Annotated in this window: 19 protein-coding genes and 1 other RNA gene; 17 read left to right on the forward strand and 3 right to left on the reverse strand. The window is 32.9% G+C overall.

Annotation, left to right across the window (positions count from 1 at the left end):
* Positions 1–146 precede the first annotated feature (146 nt).
* Positions 147–989, reverse strand: a complete 843-nt coding sequence (gene panC / locus GYM72_RS02665; RefSeq protein ID WP_220264614.1) for a pantoate--beta-alanine ligase — start codon at positions 987–989, stop codon at positions 147–149.
* Positions 990–1,093: 104 nt separating this feature from the next.
* Between panC and GYM72_RS02670 the strand changes: the two genes are divergently transcribed.
* From GYM72_RS02670 to tssD, 5 genes are all read left to right on the forward strand, one after another.
* On the forward strand, positions 1,094–1,903 hold the full coding sequence (locus tag GYM72_RS02670) for a glycogen/starch synthase (protein ID WP_160543046.1): 810 nt from the start codon (positions 1,094–1,096) through the stop codon (positions 1,901–1,903).
* Positions 1,904–1,910: 7 nt separating this feature from the next.
* Entirely contained in the window at positions 1,911–3,425 is a 1,515-nt protein-coding gene (locus tag GYM72_RS02675) for a DUF4270 family protein (protein WP_220264615.1), read from the forward strand.
* Between the two features lie 40 nt (positions 3,426–3,465).
* Positions 3,466–5,310, forward strand: coding sequence for a glutamine--fructose-6-phosphate transaminase (isomerizing) (glmS, locus tag GYM72_RS02680; RefSeq protein WP_220264616.1), 1,845 nt, complete (start codon positions 3,466–3,468; stop codon positions 5,308–5,310).
* A gap of 172 nt (positions 5,311–5,482) precedes the next feature.
* Positions 5,483–7,006: a 2,3-bisphosphoglycerate-independent phosphoglycerate mutase gene (gene gpmI, locus GYM72_RS02685; protein ID WP_220264617.1), complete on the forward strand. Its 1,524-nt coding sequence runs from the start codon at positions 5,483–5,485 to the stop codon at positions 7,004–7,006.
* A gap of 249 nt (positions 7,007–7,255) precedes the next feature.
* Positions 7,256–7,651: a type VI secretion system tube protein TssD gene (tssD, locus tag GYM72_RS02690; protein ID WP_160543050.1), complete on the forward strand. Its 396-nt coding sequence runs from the start codon at positions 7,256–7,258 to the stop codon at positions 7,649–7,651.
* A gap of 32 nt (positions 7,652–7,683) precedes the next feature.
* Here the strand turns inward: tssD and rnpB are convergent.
* Positions 7,684–7,996, reverse strand: an RNA gene (gene rnpB / locus GYM72_RS02695) — RNase P RNA component class A.
* An 83-nt stretch (positions 7,997–8,079) separates the two neighbouring features.
* On the opposite strand from rnpB, the gene truB reads away from it, so the two are divergent.
* Positions 8,080–8,754, forward strand: coding sequence for a tRNA pseudouridine(55) synthase TruB (gene truB, locus GYM72_RS02700; RefSeq protein ID WP_220264618.1), 675 nt, complete (start codon positions 8,080–8,082; stop codon positions 8,752–8,754).
* A 30-nt stretch (positions 8,755–8,784) separates the two neighbouring features.
* On the opposite strand, the gene GYM72_RS02705 is transcribed toward truB, so the two are convergent.
* Entirely contained in the window at positions 8,785–9,564 is a 780-nt protein-coding gene (locus GYM72_RS02705; RefSeq protein ID WP_220264619.1) for a DeoR/GlpR family DNA-binding transcription regulator, read from the reverse strand.
* Positions 9,565–9,898: 334 nt separating this feature from the next.
* Here GYM72_RS02705 and GYM72_RS02710 point away from each other — a divergent pair, with 334 nt between their 5' ends.
* From GYM72_RS02710 to GYM72_RS02760, 11 genes are all read left to right on the forward strand, one after another.
* On the forward strand, positions 9,899–10,705 hold the full coding sequence (locus GYM72_RS02710; protein WP_220264620.1) for an MIP/aquaporin family protein: 807 nt from the start codon (positions 9,899–9,901) through the stop codon (positions 10,703–10,705).
* A gap of 66 nt (positions 10,706–10,771) precedes the next feature.
* Positions 10,772–11,422: a fructose-6-phosphate aldolase gene (gene fsa, locus GYM72_RS02715; RefSeq protein WP_160543052.1), complete on the forward strand. Its 651-nt coding sequence runs from the start codon at positions 10,772–10,774 to the stop codon at positions 11,420–11,422.
* A 51-nt stretch (positions 11,423–11,473) separates the two neighbouring features.
* Positions 11,474–12,895, forward strand: coding sequence for a sn-glycerol-1-phosphate dehydrogenase (locus tag GYM72_RS02720; RefSeq protein ID WP_220264621.1), 1,422 nt, complete (start codon positions 11,474–11,476; stop codon positions 12,893–12,895).
* Positions 12,896–12,963: 68 nt separating this feature from the next.
* The gene (locus GYM72_RS02725; RefSeq protein WP_160543054.1) at positions 12,964–13,827 is read left to right on the forward strand and encodes an HAD-IIA family hydrolase; all 864 of its coding nucleotides are present in this window, start codon (positions 12,964–12,966) and stop codon (positions 13,825–13,827) included.
* Between the two features lie 4 nt (positions 13,828–13,831).
* Positions 13,832–14,542 (forward strand): L-ribulose-5-phosphate 4-epimerase, encoded by a 711-nt coding sequence (locus GYM72_RS02730; RefSeq protein ID WP_220264622.1) that lies wholly within the window; start codon positions 13,832–13,834, stop codon positions 14,540–14,542.
* 33 nt (positions 14,543–14,575) lie between these two features.
* Complete coding sequence (locus GYM72_RS02735) at positions 14,576–16,255, forward strand: ribulokinase (RefSeq protein ID WP_220264623.1); 1,680 nt, start codon at positions 14,576–14,578, stop codon at positions 16,253–16,255.
* Positions 16,256–16,286: 31 nt separating this feature from the next.
* A complete protein-coding gene (locus GYM72_RS02740; RefSeq protein WP_220264624.1) occupies positions 16,287–17,999 on the forward strand; it encodes a ribulokinase in 1,713 nt (570 codons plus the stop codon).
* A gap of 185 nt (positions 18,000–18,184) precedes the next feature.
* A complete protein-coding gene (locus GYM72_RS02745; RefSeq protein WP_220264625.1) occupies positions 18,185–20,212 on the forward strand; it encodes a transketolase in 2,028 nt (675 codons plus the stop codon).
* Between the two features lie 379 nt (positions 20,213–20,591).
* Positions 20,592–21,737, forward strand: coding sequence for a thiol-activated cytolysin family protein (locus GYM72_RS02750; RefSeq protein WP_220264626.1), 1,146 nt, complete (start codon positions 20,592–20,594; stop codon positions 21,735–21,737).
* A 347-nt stretch (positions 21,738–22,084) separates the two neighbouring features.
* Positions 22,085–22,942, forward strand: a complete 858-nt coding sequence (locus GYM72_RS02755) for a hypothetical protein (protein WP_220264627.1) — start codon at positions 22,085–22,087, stop codon at positions 22,940–22,942.
* A gap of 26 nt (positions 22,943–22,968) precedes the next feature.
* Positions 22,969–24,114, forward strand: coding sequence for a thiol-activated cytolysin family protein (locus GYM72_RS02760; protein WP_220264628.1), 1,146 nt, complete (start codon positions 22,969–22,971; stop codon positions 24,112–24,114).
* Positions 24,115–24,603 lie beyond the last annotated feature (489 nt).

Here is a 24,603-nt window from a genome sequence, read left to right on the forward strand (position 1 = left end):
ATTTATATTTAATATATTATAATTTAAATAAATAGTTAAGATTGTAAGATAAATATTATTTAAATAAAGGTTAAGTATTTATAATTTAAAAATAAATACTGTAATAGTTTTTTAATGGTCTGTAATGATATAATTTATTTTACTCTTTATCTTATTTGAATATTATCTATCAAACGGATGTCTCCGGCATAGACTGCTATAAAAGCCCTATAGTGTTTAGAGGGGTCAAAAGACTGAGTCGTTTGTAGTGATTCTTCTTCAGTTATAGTAAAATATTCCAATTTTAAATCTGAATTGAGATACAATTTTTCAATTTTGCAAATCACATTTTCAGGAGCATAATGGGATGATAATTCTTTAGCTTTAAGTAATGATTGATATATAAATAATGATTTTTTCTTAAATTCCTCAGTAAGCCTCATATTACGCGAACTCATAGCTAAACCGTTGGATTCACGAATGATTGGCATTCCTAAAATCTCGACAGGCAATTGTAAGGTTTTGACCATTTGGCGAATAATTTGTAACTGTTGAAAATCCTTTTCACCAAAATAGGCTCTGGTAGGCTGAACTTGTAATAACAAACGCTTTACAACCGTTGCCATACCTTGGAAATGACCTGGGCGAAAAGCTCCTTCCATAACAACATCCAATCCATTCATATCTATTGATTCACATTCCAATCCATTTGGGTATAAATCTTCAACGCTTGGTAAGTATAATGCGTCGCAACCGATAATTTCCAATTTTGCAATGTCTGCTTCTACCGTGCGAGGGTATTTAATCAAATCCGCTTGATTATTAAATTGCGTAGGATTTACAAAAATGCTGCCTATAGTATATTGATTATCTTCAATAGCTTTTTTAAAAAGAGAAAGGTGGCCTTCGTGAAGTGCACCCATAGTAGGAACAAATCCTAAAGTTAATTTTTTAGCGTGGATATATTGAATGAAATCAAATAATTCATTTCTGGTTTTTAATAATAACATACTTTAGATTTAAATGACGAATGTCATGGTTTAAAATGCAAACTTACTACAGTTTGATTAATTTTTTGTAACTTTGTTAAATTATAATCAGCCTTCAATTTATAATGAGTTCAAAAAGAATACTTCACGTTACTTCAGAATTAGTACCATACTTTGACGAAAATCCGATTTCATCAGGAGTTTACAATTTAGCCAAACAAATGTTTGCACAAGGAAATGATGTTAGAATCTTTATGCCTAGATTCGGGCAAATAAATGAAAGAAGATTTCAGCTTCACGAGGTAATCAGGCTATCAGGTATGAATTTGATTATAAATGACCTAGATCAGCCATTGGTTATTAAAGTAGCTTCACTTCCGGGAGAAAGGATGCAAGTTTATTTCATTGAAAATCATGAATATTTCAAAAGAAAATCTCCCTATAAAGATGAAGCAAATGAATGGTTTGAAGATAATGATGAAAGGGCTGTTTTCTTTACCAAAGGGGTTTTAGAAACAATAAAAAAATTAAATTGGATACCCGATATCATTCATTTACATGGATGGATGGCCAGCTTTTTACCAATTTATTTGAAAACAAATTATGCTAATGATGCATTCTTCAGTGATATAAAAGTGATCACATCGGTTTATAACCAAGGAAGTAACGGGATTTTTAGCAATAATCTTAAAGATATTTTGGAATTTGATAATATAGATACAAGTAAATTAAATTACTTAACTGATAACAAATACGTAAGTATTATCAAAGAAGCCATGAAAGGATCCGACACTATTGTAAAAGGCGAAGAAGTTTTAATTGACGAATTGGAAGACATGTTTAAACAATCAAGCAATCCTAAATTTGATTTTATTCAAAATGAAGATGTCAAAGAAATTTATCACGTCACCAGCGAAATAAAGATCCAAGAGTAAAACAACTATGAAAATATTTAAGTCTCAAGTAAAGTTATTAGCTCTAACTTTACTTTCAACCTTTTTTTTATTAAGTTGTGAAAACGATACAACAGATATTGGAGCTAACCTAATACCTGATAAATTAGAAGGAAATAAAACATTTGTTGATCTGGTTGCGTATAATATTTCTAACAACGATACTATTCGAGCAGATTATAACACTCTAGGAAGTGGATTAATCGGTATTTATGAAGATAATACTTTTGGGAAATCAAAAGCCTCTTTTAATATTCAAGTAAGACTAAGTACAGCCGATGAAATCAAAGGGACTATCCAACAAGTCGATTCTGTTGTGTTAAGCCTCAATCCGGCATTCAATTCCTCTTCTTACAAAGAAAAGAAAATCATTTTAAATCCCGGAAGTACCAGTGGTGTCGATACTATAAAATACGTTAAAAAATATACATTAGCTTCCTATTTAGGTAAAGCAGGTAATTCCATGGAAGTTAATGTAAATAGGATTAATACATTTTTGGAATCAACCTCTTCTAAGTTTTATTCCAATAAAACAGTTGATGTTGGCGATAAATTAGGAAATGCACTGTTAGGTGATTCATTGACCAGTATATCGGTAAAAACAAGTGATGGAAAAGTTATTTCAGAACCTACTGCTGCCGGATATAGAATAAAATTAGATCCCGATTATTTCTACCAATATTTTTTCAGTAAAAAAGGAAGCGCAGATATTAGTGATAATTCACGATTTATTCAGTATTTTAAAGGAATTAAAATACAACCGGTCGATGAAAATTCTAAATTCATGTTCAATTTCCCGGTAAGCAAAATGACCTTAATTGCTTATTATAGATATAAAGATCAATCATCAGATAATTTTACACCTGCAACTTATTCATTTACCATGAATTCGGCCTATAATTCAATGGTAGGAGAATATAACTTTTATAATCGTAATACTGCCAGTTCCCAATTTAAGCAGCAAATGCAGAATCCGGATAAGCTGTCAGGTGAATCCATTTTATTTTTACAAGGTATGGGAGGGCCTTCCATTCATCTTAAATTAGATGATTCACAATTAGAAGCTATAAAAGATTCGGTTCAAAATCACAATTGGGCTATTACAGGAGCAAAATTGAAATTTTATCTTACAGGAAACGTACAGTCAAAACCTGATTATATATACGGATATAATTATACACAAAGGAAGTTTTTGCCTGATTTAACTTTTTATTCCGGTCTAGCGGGTTATTTCTTTAATCCAAAGTACGATTTTGAAACTAATCCCCAATATTATACACTGAACGTTACCAAACAAATCAAAGATATTGTAGAAAAAAATAAACCTAATGATGAAATACTTGTAGAAATGGGTAATTTTATAACCCGTTCTACCAACAGTAACGAATATTTAGGCTATTCAAAGACGACAAGAGCTTATGAACCTTTCCGATTAACTTTTTATGGTAATAAAAATTCAGGAGATAAGAAGTTAAGATTAGAAATATTGTATACTAAAAATTAAATTTATATTTAATATAAAAAAATCTAAAAAACATTAAATTATGTGTGGAATAACTGGATATATTGGAAATAAAAAAGCCTTACCCATCATATTAAACGGTTTAAAAAGGTTAGAATATAGAGGTTATGATAGTGCGGGCATAGTTTTAAATGAAAACGGAGCCTTTGAATTAAGAAAAACAAAAGGTTCAGTATCCGATTTAATAGCTAAATGTAAAGATTTAAATTCAGAAGCAACCGTAGGAATAGGACATACAAGATGGGCCACCCATGGGGTTCCTAGTGACATAAATGCACATCCTCATATATCAAATAATGGAAAATTAGCAATTATTCACAACGGTATTATTGAGAATTATGGAACTTTAAAAATAATGCTGACCTCTAAAGGATATACTTTTAAAAGTGAAACCGATACAGAAGTATTAGTGAACTTGATACAGTTTATGCAAGAGACACAAAACGTGGATTTATCAACAGCTGTCAGATATGCTTTAAATGAAGTTGTAGGTGCTTATTCCATAGCAGTTATGGAAGTAGACCAACCGCAAGAAATCGTAGTAGCAAGATTAAGTAGCCCTTTAGCAATTGGTATAGGTGAAAATGAATACTTCATAGCTTCAGATGCTTCTCCTTTCATTGAGTTTACCAATGAAGTTGTTTATCTTGAAGACGGAGAAATGGCGACTATAACTCTAAAAGGAGTAGATGTATATAAAATAAAAGATAACTCAAAAGTGAATCCCCAAATTCATGAACTAAAAACGAGTTTAGAAAAAATTGAAAAAGGAGGTTATGAGCATTTCATGCTAAAAGAAATCCACGAACAACCCAGATCTATTATGGATACTATGCGGGGAAGGTTATTAGTAAATGAAGACATAATTCAAATGGCGGGAATTTGGGATTATCAAGAAAAATTTTTAAATGCAGAAAGAATTATAATTATTTCATGTGGAACTTCTTGGCATGCCGGGTTAGTAGGAGAATATCTTATTGAAGATTTAGCCAGAATACCGGTTGAAGTAGAGTATGCCTCTGAATTTAGATATAGAAACCCGATAATAACAGATAAAGATATCGTTATTGCAATATCTCAATCAGGAGAAACAGCAGATTCTATTGCAGCATTAAAATTAGCAAAAGAAAAAGGAGCATTTATTTACGGTATTTGTAATGTTATCGACTCTTCAATAGCACGTTTAACTGATGCCGGTTCTTATACTCATGCAGGTCCGGAAATTGGTGTTGCTTCCACTAAAGCATTTACTGCTCAACTTGCCCTATTAGCAATGATAGCACTTAAATTAGCTAAACACAAAGGTACCATAAGTAAAGAACGATTCAACAGTCTAATCATAGAGTTGGAAACTATACCGGAAAGGGTAGCAGAAGTGATCAAAAATACAGAAAATCAAATTAAAAAGATAGCTGAGCAATATGTTGGAGCAGGAAACTTCTTATATTTAGGTAGAGGTTATAATTATCCTATCGCCTTAGAAGGTGCTTTAAAATTAAAAGAAATATCCTATATTCATGCAGAAGGATATCCGGCAGCAGAAATGAAACACGGGCCTATAGCATTAATTGATGAAAATATGCCGGTTGTTGTCATTGCACCTAAAAAAGGGTATTATGAAAAGATTGTAAGTAATATACAGGAAATTAATTCAAGAAAAGGTAAAGTAATTGCAATTGTTACCCAAGGCGATACCGTAGTTAAAGATATGGTAACCGAAGCCATTGAAATTCCTGATGTTTCAGAATGCTTTACTCCGCTATTATCCGTTATACCTTTACAATTGTTAGCATATTACATAGCTGTATTACGAGGGGTTAATGTAGATCAGCCTAGAAATTTAGCAAAATCTGTTACCGTTGAATAAACGCTAGATCATGAATTATTAAATATATAAAAGACTTGATTGCCAAGTCTTTTTTTATTAGAAAAAAGAATGGATTATCGATATCTATTCAACAAAAATCATAAAAATTCAGTAACTTTAAAATTAAAAATACGCATAAAAATAGATTAATTTTACAAAAAAATAATAAATTATGAATAAAAAAGTAATCTTAATGATTCTGGATGGATGGGGAATAGCCACAGATAAAAGTGTATCTGCTATTGACCATGCTCATACACCTTTTATGGACAGCTGTTTTCGAAAATATTCCAATACCACTTTAGTAACTTATGGATTGGATGTTGGATTACCTAAAGGACAAATGGGAAATTCAGAAGTTGGGCATATGAATTTAGGTGCAGGAAGAGTGGTTTATCAAAATTTGACGAAGATTAATTTAGCCGTAGAAAACGGAACCTTAGGAAATGAAGAAGAATTAAAAAAAGCATTTGAGTATGCTAAACAAAATAATAAACCGGTACACTTCATCGGGTTAGTATCCAACGGAGGTGTTCACTCACATATAAGCCATTTAAAAGCACTAGTAGAAGCGGCAAACTCCTCGAATGTACCTAATGTTTTTGTACACGCTTTTACCGATGGGAGAGATTGCGATCCGCAAAGTGGTAAAGGTTTTATAAAAGATACGATCGAATTTTGCAAAGATAACAATGCAAAATTAGCTTCTATTGTAGGCAGATACTATGCTATGGATAGAGACAAACGTTGGGAAAGAGTTAAAATAGCTTATGATGTAATGGTAAATGCTGAAGGAAATAAAACAGAAGATCCTTTACAAGCTATACAGCAATCGTATGAAGACGGAATTACCGATGAGTTTCTTATGCCTATCGTGGTAACTGAAAATAACAATCCGGTAGCCAAAATACAAGAAGGAGATGTGGTGATCTGTTTTAATTTCCGTACCGACAGACCGAGAGAAATAGTGGATGTTTTATCTCAACATGACCATCCGGAAGTTGGAATTAAAAAATTGGATTTATATTTCGTTACTATGACGGAATATGATGAAACATTCAAAAACATTCATGTCATATTCAAAGAAGATACGATTAAAAATACAATCGGTGAAGTGATAGCAAATGCTGCTCTAAAACAAATCAGAATTGCCGAAACCGAAAAGTATCCACATGTGACATTCTTTTTTTCAGGAGGAGAAGAAAAAGTATTTGAAAATGAAAAAAGAATTTTAGCCCCATCTCCTAAAGATGTGCCAACATATGATTTAAAACCACAAATGGCTGCATATGATATAAGAGATGCTATTATTCCCGAACTTGAAAAAAAAGAAGTGGATTTTGTATGTCTCAATTTTGCTAATGCGGATATGGTAGGTCATACCGGAGTATTTGAAGCAGCAGTTAAAGCGGCAGAAGTAGTAGATGAATGTGCCGGAGATATTTGTAAAGCAGCGTTAGAAAACGGATATACAACTCTGATTATTGCAGATCACGGAAATTCTGACAAAATGAAGAACGAAGACGGCTCACCAAATACTCAACATACTACTAATTTAGTCCCTTTAATTGTAGTTGATAATCAAAAATACAATTTAAAACAAGGTAAACTAGGAGATATAGCACCTACTATTCTAACATTAATGGGCTTACCGATTCCTTCAGAAATGACAGGAAATGTTTTAATTGAGAAATAATTAGGAAAAATTTAAATTATAAAAAAAAGAGATATTTATAATATCTCTTTTTTTTATTGTTATAAATAGTTGCTAAAATATAGAACAGTATGAAAATTAATTTCCATATATTATTATGATATAGAGATAAAGTTAGTCAAAATAAGGCTATTTATTTTTAACAAGCATTTAACTAATGGAAAAATACTATATACTTTCAAATACGTAAATTTGTAAAATTTGAAAAATTCACTAAAAATCATTATTATTATGTCATTTAGAGCACGATTAGAGGTAGCCGGAAGAAAATATAATATTATCAATGTAAATTATTCATTAGCGCAAGAAACAGATCCAACCGGGCGACCATCAGCACAAATTAGAGGAGGAAGAATTGAGATAACTTTAAGATCAACTAATGAAACTCGTTTTTTTGAATGGATGACTAATAGCTATGAAAAGAAAAATGGCAAAGTAGTCTTTACAAAAAAGGATTCTAACACCCCCTTAAAAGAATTAAATTTTACAGACGGTTATGTAGTAAAATATAAAGAAAAATTTGATTCCTTAGGATTAGGTAGATCCTCGATTACAGAAACATTTACCATATCAGCAAAGGCTATAAGTATGGGATTAGGGGAACATGTCAATGAATGGATAGGATAAAATCCATGCTTATTTTATATATATACAAATAAAAAAAAAGCAAATCAATAAGCCGGATTTTGTCATTTTCATTACTGAAAAGCCTTGTTATTTATCTAGAATAAGAATTACTCCTTATTTCAATCTGCTTACCCCCCGGCATCGGACGGATAGCCCTTATAAATCCGGTATACATAGCATTGCACCTCACAGAGTTTACCTGATTTCACTACAGCCGAACTGTACTTCCTTTCTGTTGCACTGGTCCTCATCTTACGATGGACGGGCATTACCCGCTGTGATATCCTTTGGTGTCCGGACTTTCCTCTTCTATAAAAAATAGAAGCAACAAGGTTGATTTGCTTTTTGCAAAATTACGATATTTTTCAATATTCAAAAATGGACTTAAAATATTAGTTGTTTATATTTGCTTTTAAATTTATGAATGAATGGATTTAGATGAATTACTGGAAGGTAAAATATTTTTAATAGATAAGCCGTTAGATTGGACTTCATTTGATATAGTAAATAAAATTAAATGGAAAATAAAAAAGCAATTTAATTTAAAGAAAATCAAAGTAGGTCATGCGGGAACATTAGATCCCAAAGCAACTGGTTTATTAATTGTATGCGTTGGTAAATCAACCAAACAAATACAACAAATTCAAGATGCATCCAAGATCTATTCCGGAGAAATTAAATTAGGAGTAGAAACTCCTTCCTATGACTTAGAAACAGAAGAGTTTAATCCCAAAGAATACAATCATTTACAAATAAAAGATATTGAAGAGGCAGTACAAGATTTCATAGGGGAATCCATTAGTCAAAAACCTCCGGTATTTTCTGCTTTAAAAAAAGATGGGAAAAGATTGTATGAATTTGCAAGGAAAGAAATAGCTATTGAAGTTCCTTCTCGTGAAATTTCCATTTACGATTTTAAAATCACTAACATTAATCTGCCTTATGTAGAATTTTTAGTCCATTGCAGTAAAGGGACCTATATCCGTTCATTAGCTCACGATTTTGGACAAAGCTTAGGCGTTGGAGGGTATTTGACTAAATTGCGAAGGGAGAAAATTGGAGATTATGATGTCAAAGATTCAGATAATTCCATAATATCCTAACCTAAATATTGATAGTAAAGCCGGTTTATTTTATCGTGCAATTACAACTTCAATACCTAAATCTTCGAATCTTTCAACATCTCTTTTTTTAATGCCTTCATCGGTAATTAAGACATGTATTTTATCCAAATCAGTTATTTTACCAAATCCCCTTTTACTAATTTTGGTAGAATCTGCTAAAACAATAACCTTTTCGGAATTTTGAATCATCAATTGATTCATTTTAGCCTCCATAGTACTTGAAGTAGAAAGTCCAAAATCAAAATCGACCCCATCACCGCCAATAAAAAGTTTACTGCAAGAATAATTACTGATCATTAATTCCGCATAAGGACCCATAACAGACCCGGACTTAGTTCGAACGTCTCCTCCCAGTTGTATTACATCAAAATTTGGATTGCCGTATAATAGCATAGCCGATTTTAAAGAAGAAGTAAGAATGGTTAACTTAGTATAATTATTTTCAATTACCTGAGCAACCATTTGTGTGGTAGTTCCTGATGAAATCGTAATAAAATCATTATCTTCAATAAAATTAAGAGCCGTTTTGGCTATTTTCGATTTCTCTTCAACCTGTAGCGTTTCCTTTTTATTAACATGTCTTTCCTTAACAATAAAAGATTCTCGAGTTGCTCCGCCGTGGGTTCTGTATAATTTACCGATCTTCTCCAGATGAGTCAAATCTTTTCTAATTGTAACGGCAGACACATTTAATTTTTTACAAAGGTCTGTTACAGAAACATAATGATTGAAATTTAATTCTTCTAAAATTTCCTGTTGTCTTATATTATTTATGTTATTGTTCTTCATAGGTTGATATATAATGACATGGACGAAATTAAATGTAATGCTTTATGCATCAAATTTACGAAAATATTTAAATTGTCAGAAGAGGGTAATGTAATTAGTTTCGATTTGGAAAATAGTTAAACTTATATATAAATATTTGTCAATCAACAACAAAGATAATAAATAAATTCTTTTTAATCTATTTTTATGCTAAAATAATTTTAATATTTATAAAAAAAAATTTTGTTTTATTATTGTTTAGTTTCGATTTAGTAAATACATTTGTTACGTTTTAATTATGTAAAACAAAAATTCAATAAAATTAAATTACAAATCAAAACTAAAATTAAAGATTATGGATTCAGTCGTTGCAACAAAATTTATAGGAGAATTACTAGGTTCTTTTTCATTAATAGCCTTAGGATGTGGGATTAGCATGAATCTTACCTTAGACAAATCATACGGAGAAGGTAATAAGGCAGCATTAAGCGGGCCACTTGGCTGGGGTTTTGCTGTAGCTATGTCGGTAATTATTTCTTCACCATTTGATACGGGTGGGCATTTTAATCCGGCAGTTACCATAGCACAATGGGCTGCAGGAGTTTTAGATCCTAAATTTGTTCTTCCGTATATAACAGCACAATTTATCGGTTGTTTTTTAGGGGCTCTACTTGTTTCTTTTGTATATAGAGGTCATTTAACTGCTACTTCTTCAGATCCAAGTAAACTTTTAAGCGTTTTTGCAACCAATGCATCTATTAGAAAAAATAACTCAATTCAGAATTTTTCATCTGAAGCCATAGGTACTTTTTTCTTAGTATTTATAGGATTATCCATGAGTGCTAATCACGGAGGAGTAATTATTGAAAATTCAACAGGTATTCCTCAATTTACTCATTCGATGGTAGGATTCGGATCTTTAGGAGCATTACCTGCCGGATTTATGATATTTGCAATCGGTATGGCTTACGGAGGGGTTACCGGATGGTCTTTAAACCCTGCCAGAGATCTAATGCCTAGATTAGTTCATCAAATCCTCCCATTAAAAGGCAAAGGAGATAGTGATTGGGGGTATGGAATTGTGTACGCTTCCATTGCTCCAATAGTAGGGGGATTACTTGCTGCAGGACTGTACTTATTAGTTAAAGATTATTTTAATTAAAATAAAAACCGGACAATATGTTTTAAAACAATCAAATCAATTATAAAACCATAAAAAATAAAAAAAATGAAATTTTTCATTGATACAGCAGATTTAGAGCAAATTAAAAAAGCTCAGGATCTAGGAGTTCTTGATGGAGTTACCACAAACCCTTCCATTATGGCAAAAGTTGGAATAACCGGAAAGGACAGCATATATGCTCATTATAAAGCAATATGTGAAATCGTAAATGGAGATGTAAGTGCAGAAGTACTTTCAACCGATTACGAAGGAATCATTAAAGAAGGAAAAGAATTAGCAGAAATTGATAAGCAAATAACTGTTAAAGTTCCTATGATCCATGATGGGATAAGAGCCATTAAATATTTTTCAAGTAAAGGAATTAAAACTAATTGTACCTTAGTTTTCTCACCCGGTCAGGCACTTCTTGCGGCAAAAGCAGGAGCTACCTATGTATCTCCCTTTATAGGAAGATTAGATGATATATCAACAGACGGTTTAAACCTGATAGCTGAAATAAGAGAAATATACGATAACTACGGTTATTCTACCCAAATACTAGCCGCATCCATACGATCTTCCATGCACATTATCAATTGTGCGAAAATAGGAGCTGATGTGATTACTTCTCCTTTAGCTCCCATACTTGATTTACTAAAACACCCATTAACAGATATTGGATTAGCCAAGTTTTTAGAAGACTCTAAAAAACTTTAAAACTTAATAAGAGACCATATCAATCACAAACCACAAAAAATAAAAAATAAAATGTCTAAAGAAAGCATTAAATCAGCTTTAAAACAAGCTACTGAAACAAAGTTTCTAGAAATAGAATCCAATATCTTAAAGGATGTACCTCAAATATTTAAGGAACAATTTCCCGGAAAAAAAGCAATTATTATAGCAGATCCTAACACCTATAGAGTAGCAGGAAAAAAAGTTCATGAAGCATTACAAAAAGCCGGATTGGAAGGAGAAGAACCGTATATTTTAGATGATCCTAATTTATATGCAGATTATATATTTGTAGAGAAAATAAGAGATTATTTAAAAGATAAAGACGTAACACCTATTGCGGTTGGTTCAGGAGTTATAAACGATCTAACGAAACGAGCAAGTTCCGAACTAAAACGACCGTATATGTGTGTTGCTACTGCCGCATCCATGGATGGATATTCTTCAGCAGGTGCATCCATAACCAACAAAGGAGCTAAAATCACTCATGCCTGTGAAGCTCCCCAAGCCTTAGTAGCTGATATTGATATTATTGCTGCTGCTCCCCCTTTGATGACCGCTTCCGGATATGCCGATTTATATGCTAAAGTAGTATCCGGAGCAGATTGGATTTTAGCTGCAGAATTAGCCGATCCCAATCATCCTAAAAAAGGTATTGAGCCCATGACTAGTGCATGGAATATAGTACAAGATGGACTGGCTGAGGCATTGCAAGATCCGACAGGAGCAAAAAATGGAAATCCAAAAGCCATTGAATTATTAACAGAAGGATTAATGCTAGGCGGTTTCGCCATGCAATCCATGGAATCATGGGGGGCAGGGGTAAGCCGTCCGGCATCCGGTTCAGAACATCAATTCAGCCATCTTTGGGATATGGAGCATCACACCTTCAAAGGAGAAATGGCCAAAAAATTCGGTTTATATCCTAATCAAGATGAACAAGCCCCATCGCATGGATTTAAAGTAGGTATTGGCACATTGGCAATTACCGCTTTGTATGAAGTTATGTTAAAAGAATCTATAGATCGGCTTGATGTTGAAGCGGCAGTTAAAAAATGGCCGACCCTGGAAGCTCAATTAAAAGAGATAGACGAAATGTTTGCAGGGACAGAAATACATCCATTTGCTGTTGTTCAAACTACAGATAAATACGTTACCAAAGAGGAATTAAGGGAGCAGTTAAATAAAATTAAAAAGAATTGGCCGCAATTAAAAGAAAAACTAAGAAATCAAGTTATACCTTTTGAGGAAACAAAAAAACGATTGGCAGCCGTAGGAGCACCTGTTGAACCGGAAGAAATCGGTATTACCAGAAAAAGACTCAAAGATAGTTTTTACAGAGCACATAAAATCCGAAGCAGATATACAATTTTAGACTTTGCTTACAGAGCAGGATATTTTGATCAATGGATTGAAGAATTATTCAGCGAAAAAGGAGCATTAAAAGGAAAATAAATTAAAAGGATATTCATGTAATAGAAAGATTACATGTTTATTCTTTATATCTTTTAAATATAAATTGTATGAATAATTATATCACAGATATAAAAAAGACTTCAAATGTTCTTTTAGAAAAAGTAAAAAAGCTGAAGCATGTAGCTCTTGATATGGATGGAACTATTTACAATGGCTCAACCCTATTCCCCTATACAGTAAGCTTTTTAAATCAGCTTAAAAGATTAGGCATAAGCTATTCATTTCTTACCAATAATCCGTCTAAAAGTATTTCAGACTACCTGCAAAAATTAGAAGGATTAGGAATTGATGCTTCAGAAGAAGAAATGTACTCATCCGCAGTAGCAACCATAGATTATTTAAAAGCCAAACATCCCCAAATAAAAAAATTATTCATATTGGGAACCCCCAGTATGATCAAACAATTCAATAAAGCAGGATATATATCTACTGAAGACTCGGCACAAGATGAGCCCGATGCCTTAATTGTTGCTTTTGATATGACTTTAAATTATGAAAGATTATGCAGAGCAGCTTGGTGGGCAAAACAAGGAAAAATTTATATAGCAACCAATCCCGATAAAGTTTGTCCGACCGACAAACCGGTAGTTTTAGTTGATTGTGCTTCTATATGTTCATCTATAGAAACCGCAACGGGAAGAAAACCGGATATAGTGTTGGGTAAACCACAAAAAGAAATGTTAGACGGGATATTGTCAGCGAAAAATTTAGAGCCGGATGAAGTGGCTATGGTAGGAGATCGCATTTACACAGATATGATGATGGCTCATAATGCCGGAGCTTTCGGAGTTTTGGTACTAACCGGAGAAGCTACGTTGGAAGATGCAGAAAAAGCTGATCCTGAATTGGATATTGTCTTGCCGAGCATAGAGGTATTAGGCAACCTGATAGAATATTCACATATAAAATAAAGCTATGAAAAAATATGCTCAAATAAAAGAAGAAGCATTCGAAGGCAATAAATTATTACCCCAATTGAATTTAGTTTTATTTACCTGGGGTAACGTAAGTGTCGCAGATCAGAATCAAGGAGTGTTTGCTATAAAACCTAGCGGAGTGCCCTATGAAAAGTTAAAGGTCGATGACATGGTACTGATTGATTTTGACGGTAAAGTGGTCGAAGGTAAACTAAGACCTTCATCAGACACACCCACTCATGCCGTTTTATACAAGCATTGGAAAGACGTTAACTCAATTGTACACACGCACAGCACCTATGCTACCGCTTGGGCGCAATCTTTATTGGATATTCCCATATTCGGTACAACCCATGCAGATCATAACATTTCTGATATACCTTGTGCTCCGCCTATGAGTGATGAGATGATCCAAGGAGACTATGAATACCAAACAGGTTTCCAGATTCTCAATATTCTTAAAGAAAAAAAATTAAGTCATAAAGAGATGGAAATGGTATTGGTAGGAAGCCATGCGCCTTTCACCTGGGGTAAAACAGCTGAAAAAGCAGTTTACAACAGTGCGGTGTTAGAAAATATAGCTAAAATGGCTTATTTAACAAGGCAAATAAATTCCCAAGCCCCGAGATTGAAAGAAGCATTGATCCATAAACATTATGAAAGAAAACATGGAGCGAATGCTTATTATGGACAAGAAAAAAACAAATAATTACTATAAACCAAATGAATAAACAAAAAAATGATGAGCATTTCAAACAATTTAGTAATCGGTGTTGATTACGGAACTGATTCAGCAAGAGCCATATTAATGGATGCTGAAACCGGCGAAGAATTAGCACTCTCAGTAAAAGAATATCCGAGATGGAAAAAAGGTATGTACTGCGATCCGGTGAATTACCAATTCAGGCACCATCCCTTAGACTATGTTGAAGTATTAGAATATATAATTAATGAAGTAGTTAGTACAGTTCCGGTAGCAAAAGAAAGAGTTAAAGCATTAGCAATAGATGTTACCTGCTCTACTCCGGTAGTAGTAGATAAAGAAGGTACACCCTTAGCTTTACGAGAAGACTTTTTAGATGATCCCAACGGGATGTTTATCTTATGGAAAGATCATACAGGAATAAAAGATTGCGAACATATCAACGAATTTTCCAAAAAATGGCATACCGATTATACCCGATATTCAGGAAGAGGTGGAAATTACTCTGCAGAACATTTTTGGGCTAAAGCTCTTCACATATTCAGAGAAGATCCCAAAATAAAAGAAATCGGGCATTCTTTTGTAGATGCTTGTGATTGGCTTTCCAATTTAATAATAGGGGTAAAAAAACCGGAAGACTTAAAAAGAAATATATGTACAGCCGGATTTAAAGTGTTATGGAATAAAGAATGGGGAGGATATCCACCTAATGAATTCTTTAAAGAATTAGATCCCGTTTTAGATGGAATTGTAGACACCTTTTCAAAAAAAGTGTATACCTGTGTAGAAACGATAGGAAATTTATCAGAAGAATGGGCTAACAGATTAGGATTAACCACAGCCGTTAAAGTAGCTGCCGGAAATATAGATGCCCATGCAGGAGGAATTGGAGCAGGAGTAAAAAATAAAGCCATTGTTCAAATTATCGGGACATCCACATGCGATATTATTGTAGGACCTAAAAGTGAAAATAACCCGTTAATTCCGGGAATATCAGGTCAGGCAGATGATTCCATAATTCCCGGAATGGTAGGTTATGAAGCAGGACAATCCGTTTACGGGGATTATTATGCTTGGTTTAAAAGGGTTTTAATGTGGCCGTTGCGAGAAATATTTGCAAAAATCGAATATATAGATAAAGAAACAAAAGATAAAGTAATTCAGGAAGTTTATGATAAAATGATTCCTGAATTGGCCAGACAAGCAAAACTTATACCGGCAAAAGACAGCCATATTATAGCCACTGACTGGATTAATGGAAGAAGGACGCCCAATGTTGACTATGAATTGAAAGGGACTATCACAGGGTTGGCATTATCCAGCAGTACTCCTTTACTATATAAATCCATAGTAGAAGCAACCGCATACGGTTCAAGAGCTATTGTAGAACAATTTATAAACAATGGAATTGAAATTGAGGAAATTATCGCAGTAGGAGGAATTTCCCAAAAGTCTCCTTATGTTATGCAAATTTTATCAGATGTTTTAGGCAAGCCTATAAAAGTTATCGCAACCAGGGAAGCATGTGCCTTAGGAGTGGCGATGTGTGCAGCTGTAACCGCCGGAATTTATTCTAAATTGGAACATGCTCAAGAAAAAATGGGAATGGGAATTTCAACAATTTACTATCCTAACGAACAAAATCACCAACATTACAATGTTGAATATGAAAAATACAAACGGTTAGAAAAAGTAAAAGAGCTAACTGGAAAACCATAATATTACGGAGACGGAGGATAGTAAAAAAATAATGATCGCCGTCTCCAATCAAACAAAACTTCAAACTAAACCCAAAAAAATGCAATTATCCAATAATTTAGTAATAGGATTAGATTATGGTACAGATTCCGGAAGAGCAATTTTAATGGATGCAGAAACCGGAAAAGAATTAGCCTTATCAATCAAAGAATATCCAAGATGGAAAAAAGGATTATATTGTAATCCTGTAAAGACCCAATTTAGACAACACCCTTTAGATTATCTCGAAGTTCTCGAATATATCGTTAAAGATGTTTTATATAAAGTGCCGGGAGCAGCCGCTCGCGTGAAAGCCATCAGTACAGATATGACCGGTTCAACGCCGGTAGCGGTAAATAAAGAAGGAACCCCGTTGTCTTTGTTGCCGGAATTTGCCGAAAATCCTGATGCCATGTTTATTTTATGGAAAGATCACACAGGACAAAAAGAAAATGAATATCTGAATGACTTTGCAAAAAAATGGCATATAGACTATACTAAGTCTGCCGGTTGTGGTGATTATTCCACAGAACACTTTTGGACCAAAGCATTACATATATTTAAGATCCCCGAAATAAGACAAGCCGCCTATTCTTTCGTCGAGTCCAGTGATTGGTTGCCTGCCATACTTTGTGGGTTAACTAAGCCCAAAGAGATAAAAAGAGGAATGGGTATAGCCGGATCTCGGGTGATGTGGAATAAAGAATGGGGGGGATATCCTCCCAATGAATTCTTTAAATCATTGGATCCGTCTTTAGATGGCTTAGTAGATACATTTAACAAAGAAGCATATACTTGCGACCAAGTCGCGGGAACGATCACCAAAGAGTGGGCTAATAAATTAGGTCTTCCGGAACATGTACTTATTGCCGTTGGTAATTTGGATTGTCATGCAGGTGCGGTTGGAGCGGGAGTTAAAGATAAAGCTATGGTGGAAATTGTGGGAACTTCTACTTGTGCCATTACCGTAGGACCTAAGAGCTTAGGGAATAAATTAGTTCCGGGGATTCCTCAACAAGCAGATGACATTATTCTTCCCGGTATGGTAGGATTCGAAGCAGGTCAATCGGCTTTTGGAGATTTATATGCCTGGTTTAAGAGATTGTTAATGTGGCCTTTAGATAACATAATGCTAAAATCGAATATAGGAGATCCGGAGACGCGGCAAAGTTTAAGAGATGAAGTATATGCTGAAATGATTCCTAATTTGGCCAGACAAGCGAAAATCATACCTCCCAAAGACAGTCAGATTGTATCTACCGATTGGATCAATGGCAGAAGATCTCCTAATGTAGATTATGAATTAAAAGGAACGATAACAGGAATAGCTTTATCCAGTGTAGCTCCTTTAGTTTATAAATCCTTAGTGGAAGCAACTGCTTACGGGGCTAAAAATATTATTGACCGTTTTATTGACAACGGAATAAAGCTTAAAGAAATTATTGCCGTTGGGGGGATATCTCAAAAATCACCATACGTAATGCAAGTCATGTCGGATGTTATCGGAATGCCTATTAAAGTTATTGCAACCCGTGAGGCATGTGCTTTGGGAGTTGCCATGTGTGCTGCTGTAGTTGCGGGAGTGTATAAAAATTTACCCGAAGCGCAGAGCAAAATGGGAATGGAAATTTCGAATATCTATTATCCTAACCAAGAATATAATAAACATTACAATCAAGAATTTAATAAATACTTGAGTTTAGAAAATATCAAAGAGATCATATAAATTAGTTTTCAAGGGTAATGGAGCATCTGTCTCTATGAACAGATAGAGACAGAACTTGCCCTTTTAAAAATTATATAAAAGAATAATATTAATTCATTAATCAAATTTTTCACAATATTGCTCTGAATAATTGAAGTAAGTGCAATTAAAGCGTAAATTTGGAATCCAAAATTTTATAAAGTACAATGACTGATATTAAAACATTAAATAGAGCAGCAGACAATATTAGAATATTAGCTGCATCAATGGTAGAAAAAGCAAAATCAGGCCACCCGGGAGGAGCCATGGGGGGAGCTGATTTCATTAATATATTATATTCGGAGTTTTTGGAATACGATCCCAAAAATCCCAGATGGGAAGGAAGAGACCGATTTTTTATGGATCCGGGACATATGTCGCCCATGTTATATTCAGTTTTGGCATTGGCCGGAAAATACTCTATGGATGACCTTAAAAATTTTCGTCAATGGGGAAGTGTTACTCCGGGACATCCTGAGTTAGATGTTGAAAGAGGAGTTGAAAATACTTCCGGACCTTTAGGACAAGGTCATGCTTATGCTGTGGGAGCGGCAATAGCTGCAAAGTTTTTGAAAGCTCGATTAGGAAATTTAATGAATCAAACCATCTATGCCTTTATTTCAGACGGAGGGATTCAAGAAGAAGTATCTCAAGGAGCAGGAAGGATAGCCGGACATTTAGGGTTGGATAATCTGATTATGTTTTATGATTCCAACGGAATACAACTCTCTACTCAAGTAAAAGAAGTTAATCAAGAAAATGTAGCAGCAAAATATGAAGCCTGGGGATGGAAAGTAATTACTATAAAAGGAAATGATCCTTCAGAAATACGTAAAGCCTTACATGAAGCAAAAGCAGTTAACGACAGGCCTACTCTTATCATAGGAAATACTATCATGGGAAAAGGAGCAATGGATGCTAATGGGCAATCCTTTGAAAATAAAGTATCCACACACGGTCAACCATTAGGGGAAGCCGGAGGTAGTTTAGTAAAAACCATTGAAAATTTAGGAGGTGATCCGAATAGCCCATTTATTATTTTTCCTGAAGTTCAAGCATTATATACAAATAGAGCCAAAGAATTAGAAGAAATAGTAAAAAATAAAAAAGAAATAAAAGAACAATGGGTAAAAGAAAATCCTGAATTAGCCGAAAAAATGGAAAAATGGTTTTCAGGTGCTGCACCAAATATCAATTGGTCTGAAATTACACAAAAACCCAATGCTGCTACAAGAGCAGCATCTTCAACGGTGTTGGAAACTTTAGCTAAACAAGTTGACAACATGATTGTATCTTCTGCCGACTTGTCAAATTCAGATAAAACGGATGGCTTCTTAAAGCATACCCGTCCATTTACCAAAAACGACTTCTCAGGTGCATTTTTGCAAGCAGGAGTAGCTGAATTTACTATGGCTTGTTTATGTGTGGGAATGAGTCTTCATGGAGGAGTAATTCCTGCGTGTGCCACCTTTTTCGTTTTTTCTGATTATATGAAACCTGTAGTTAGGGTTGCCGCATTAATGGAACAGCCGGTTAAATTCATTTGGACGCACGATGCTTTCAGAGTGGGAGAGGATGGACCCACTCATGAGCCTGTGGAGCAAGAAGCACAAATACGTTTAATGGAAAAACTGCAAAACCATAAAGGAAAAAATTCCATGTTAGTCTTAAGACCGGCAGATGTTCAGGAAACAACTGTTTCTTGGAAATTAGCAATGGAAAATACACATACTCCAACAGCTTTGATTTTGTCTAGACAAAATATTAAGGATTTACCGACTAAACAAGATCGATTTAATGAATCCTTACAAACTTCTAAGGGAGCTTACATAATACAGGAAGATGAGGGGTATGAAATAATATTACTGGCTTCCGGTTCAGAAGTTTCTACATTAGTGGAGGGGGCTGAATTACTAAAAAAAGACGGTATAAAAACAAGAGTTGTTTCTGTACCATCAGAAGGATTATTCAGATCACAACCTAAAGACTATCAAGAGTTGGTTTTACCTAAAAATAAAATGAAATTCGGTTTAACTGCGGGACTTCCCGTTACTCTTGAAGGATTGGTCGGAGAAAATGGGAAAATCTGGGGAATGAATTCTTTTGGATATTCTGCTCCGGCAGCAGTTTTAGATCAAAAACTAGGTTTTACCCCTGAAAATGTGTATAAACAAGTGAAAGAAATTTTGGGTTAATTAGGTTATTGGTTACCTATGTTGTATTCATACTAACTCTATGAATTAAAAAAAGGAGAATTAAAATTTTAATTCTCCTTTTTTTATATAAAAAAATCAGAGTAATTTATGTAAACAGGTTAAATATTAGGGTTTATGTGTGATAATAGAACAAAATAAATTAAAATATATATTATAATAAAATAATTTTCTTCTTTTTTACGTTATTATAATTATATTTATTTTTTAATTTTATTATCTTGATATGAAAAGATATATATTTTGGGTGCTTTTTATTGTTTATATGAATTTTAGAAATGATTTTATGTAAATATTTTTAATCAAGATATCAGCTATTTATGAAAAAATAATATTAATAAATAATCTAAAATTATAAAAAATGATTTTTAAAAAACGTTTATTATCCGGTATACTTTCCGGATTTATGTTAAGTAGTATTTTTTATTCATGTAGCAGTGATGATAATGCTGATTCAAATATTAATTTTTTTCGTCCCGTACGATTTCTTTATGAGTCAGATAAGGAAATATCTGCAAAGCCTACAGGTAATACAGGCGTGGACGAAAATGGTGTTCCACGTAAGGAATATGAAGTTATTATTCGTCGTTCCAATGAGTTTTCAACAGCGGATTTAATGAAAGAAGCTACTATTGAAAAAACTATTTTATATCCAGGATCTTTACTTAGGGGAGAGTCATTTATTAAAGGTAACTATGAGCCATTAAACCTAACGAATTCATATAATCCGGTTACATTATATCTTTCGATCAATGGGGTTAATGTTAGTATAAAAAAAGATGTTTTACCTAAAGGAGGTGAAGTCTCACAAACTCTGACCGAATTAAAAACAAATAATTCCGGTTATTTTCCTGATAATTATATTCCTGCTAATTACACATATGATAGTGAGCAAGTTACTACAGAAGAAAGTTTTAAGAAAATTATCAATTTACATGTAAAATCTAATTTTTCAACCCTTGTAAATTCCTCTTTTGATTATGATTATAATAACTCCGGTGTAAAGTCATCCAGCTATGTTTTAGTAAAACTAAAACAAACAGTTTACTCAGCAGGTATTGATGTCGCCAATTGGTCTAATTGGGTAGAAGGTAATATAAAAGGATCGGAAGTTGGTTTGTATGAACCGGTATATATAAGCAACATAGATTATGGTAGGGTAGCTTATTTATTAATTGAGACTAATAAAACAGCGAAGGAAACCGGTAAAATGGTAAAAGGTGCAGTTGATTATAAGATAGGAAATTTAACATCAGGAGAAAACTATATAAAAAATGAGGAATTAAGAAAACTATTTAATTCAAAAAAAATCAATGTCTCCGTGTTGGGGGGGGCTTCCAAAACAGTTACTACTTATGACGAATTTATTAATTATATGAATTTATATGGAAAAGATGCCATCATTTCTTCTTCCGCGCCAATCTCATATACCATTCGTCGTTTGAAAGATAATACAAAAGTTGAAATTGTGAACACTTACGAAGAAGTCAGAAAAGAGCTCCGATAAAAATAGTGCTTATCTATATCTAAATTTTAGCTTCAATACCTTTTCTGGTATTGAAGCTAAATGTTTTAATAAGGGAAATTTGGCTTGTTATAAAATGAATATGTACTGTAATTACGTTTTGAATTTTGCTTAAGTATTATGCTTTAAATGTTATCCAAATGTCAGATGCGATATTAAAATTCTCTTTCTAATATAAATAATTTTAGGATTTAATATTTAGTAATTATATTAAATTAAATTGTATTTGTTGCGTTAATAGAACAAAACTATATTAATTTTAGTTAATTATAAAATAATAAATTAAATTTTACGTTAATAAAGTATTAATAAAAAATCTAAACTATACTATGAAAAAATTAATACTGTTATTCTTGCTATATATTGGTATCAATTCCTGTAGCGATTCCGATGATAATAATTTAAATCAAACTATAGATCAAACTCTAATTGAAAATCCAACATTCTCATTAAAATTTGTCAGAACATCCCGTGGATCAACCATTAATAATCTTCAAGTTGGAGATTCACTTGTAATAGCTTATAAAATTACTGGTGTCACTATTAAATCGGATGAAGCACTTACTATCATGCCTCAACTCGGAGGTCCTGTTTCGCATCAAATTTTAGGAGAAGATTATGATCTTTATTATAAAAATAAGAAGGCTGATAAAATTAATACGCTAGAAAAGCAAGGTAAATTTACCCTTTATATCAAAAAGGCAGGTAATTTTAGTCATGCCTATACTGCTTTTATTGTAAATACTGAAAACAATGAAATTCCTAATAAACTAATTTCAAAAAGTGATCTGTATTTTAATTCAGTGAGAATTGTTGCTTACAATTATGAAATCAGGCTTAGGAAATCATCAACATGGCAACATTCCTTGAGAGGAGTATTTCATAAACTTTATATTGACACAGGTAATGAAGAATATGATAAATATCTTGAGAATCTTACCTATAACGTATATTATAATTCGCGAAGTTTCGAGCAATCTAATTTTCGCAATAAACAGAATAGAGATTTTTATGAAGTACAAAGAGTGGAAGGAGGTAAAAATGCATATACGGTAAATACAATTGATAAAATTGTTTTCAAAAAAGAAGTAAATGGGGTAACCACCAATATCGAATACAAAAATATTCCCGTAGTTTTCTATGGAAGGAAAGATGATTGGGGAACAGAAGGAAATAATAATCTTTAATTATAATAATCTAAAACTATACAGAAATGACTTTGAAAAAAAATTTAGTATCCGTTCTGATTTTCGGATTTATCTTTGGTAATGTGTTTAGCTCTTGCAGTAGCGACGATGATGCGGTTTCCGGTAGTAGGGGATTGCGTGAAGTGAAATTTCATTCCGAACCGGATAAGGAAATCTCTACAAAATTTACTGGAAATACAAGTATAGATGCTGATGGCGTTCCCCGTAAAGAATACGAAATTGTTACGCGTCGGTACAACGAATTTTCGGCTGCAGATCTTATGAGTGAAGCAAATATTGAAAAAACAATCTTATATCCGGGAAGCATACTTAGGGGGGAATCGTTTTTAAATGGAAAGTATGATCCGGTAGTACTTCATAATTCTTTTAATCCGGTTACTTTGTTTCTTACTATCCAAGGAGTCAATGTTAATGTTAAAAAAGATGTTGTTCCTAAAGGAAGTGAAGTTTTTCAAGCCTTATCGGATCTAAAATTAAATAATACAGGTTATTTTCCAGAAGAATATATACCTGCAAATTATACGTATGAAAGTGAGCATGTTACAACAGAGGAGAGTTTTAAAAAGACAATCAATCTGCATATAAAAGCAAATTTTGCTAGTATAGCGAATTCCTCTTTTGATTATTATTATAATAAGTCAAATGTGAAATCATCCAGCTATATTTTGGTTAAGTTAAGACAGACCGTATATTCTGCAGGAATAGATCCGGTGCACTGGTCAAATTGGGTACAAGGAGATATTAGTGTTTTAGATAGCGGTCCTTACGAACCGGTATATATCAGCAGTATAGATTATGGTAGAGTGGCCTATTTGCTGATTGAAACTAAAAAGTCATCACAAGAAACCGGTAATATGGTTAAAGGGGCTGTAGACTTTAAAATTGGTAGAATTTCAGTTGGCGGGAATTATCAAAAGAATGAGGAATTTAAAAGGTTGTTTAACTCTAATAAAATTAAAGTTTCAGTACTAGGAGGTCCATCCGAAATAGTTACTAATTACGATCAATTCATGGATTATATGAATTTATTAGGAAAAAAAGCTCTAGTAGCCTCATCTGCGCCTATTTCATACACCATCCGACGTTTAAAAGACAACACTCAAGTTGATATTGTAAATGCATACGAAGAGGTTAAAAAAGAATACAGATAAATTAATTTATTCGCATTTTAAACTTAGCTTCAATACTGTTTAGGGTATTGAAGCTTAAATTTTAAAAAAAAAGCATTTTATCTAATTTAAACGAAAATTACCGATTGAAAAATTTTCTTCATTCTGCTTTAATCTATTTAATCTATTGATAATTATTTCACTAAAAAAGAAGCATATTGCTTAAAAGATATAACATAGATAAACCTCTATTTTTTTACATCTTTTCCGATAAATTATATAATTTAAAAACCTTTATTAAATTTATAGCTTAAATCATTTTAATAGATTTAAAATCCATATAAAATAAATTTTATTGAAATTGAAAATATTATTAATTTAATTGATAAATTTTTTTATATTTGAAAACAAGATATAAATAATAAATATTACTAGGATTTATTACGATAATTTAAATAAATTGATTTAATTTATAGGTTTAATTATATTAAATTAATGGTAATATATGTTTCTTTATTTTAAATAATAACG

The organism is Apibacter sp. ESL0404 (assembly GCF_019469245.1).
Lineage (GTDB): Bacteria > Bacteroidota > Bacteroidia > Flavobacteriales > Weeksellaceae > Apibacter.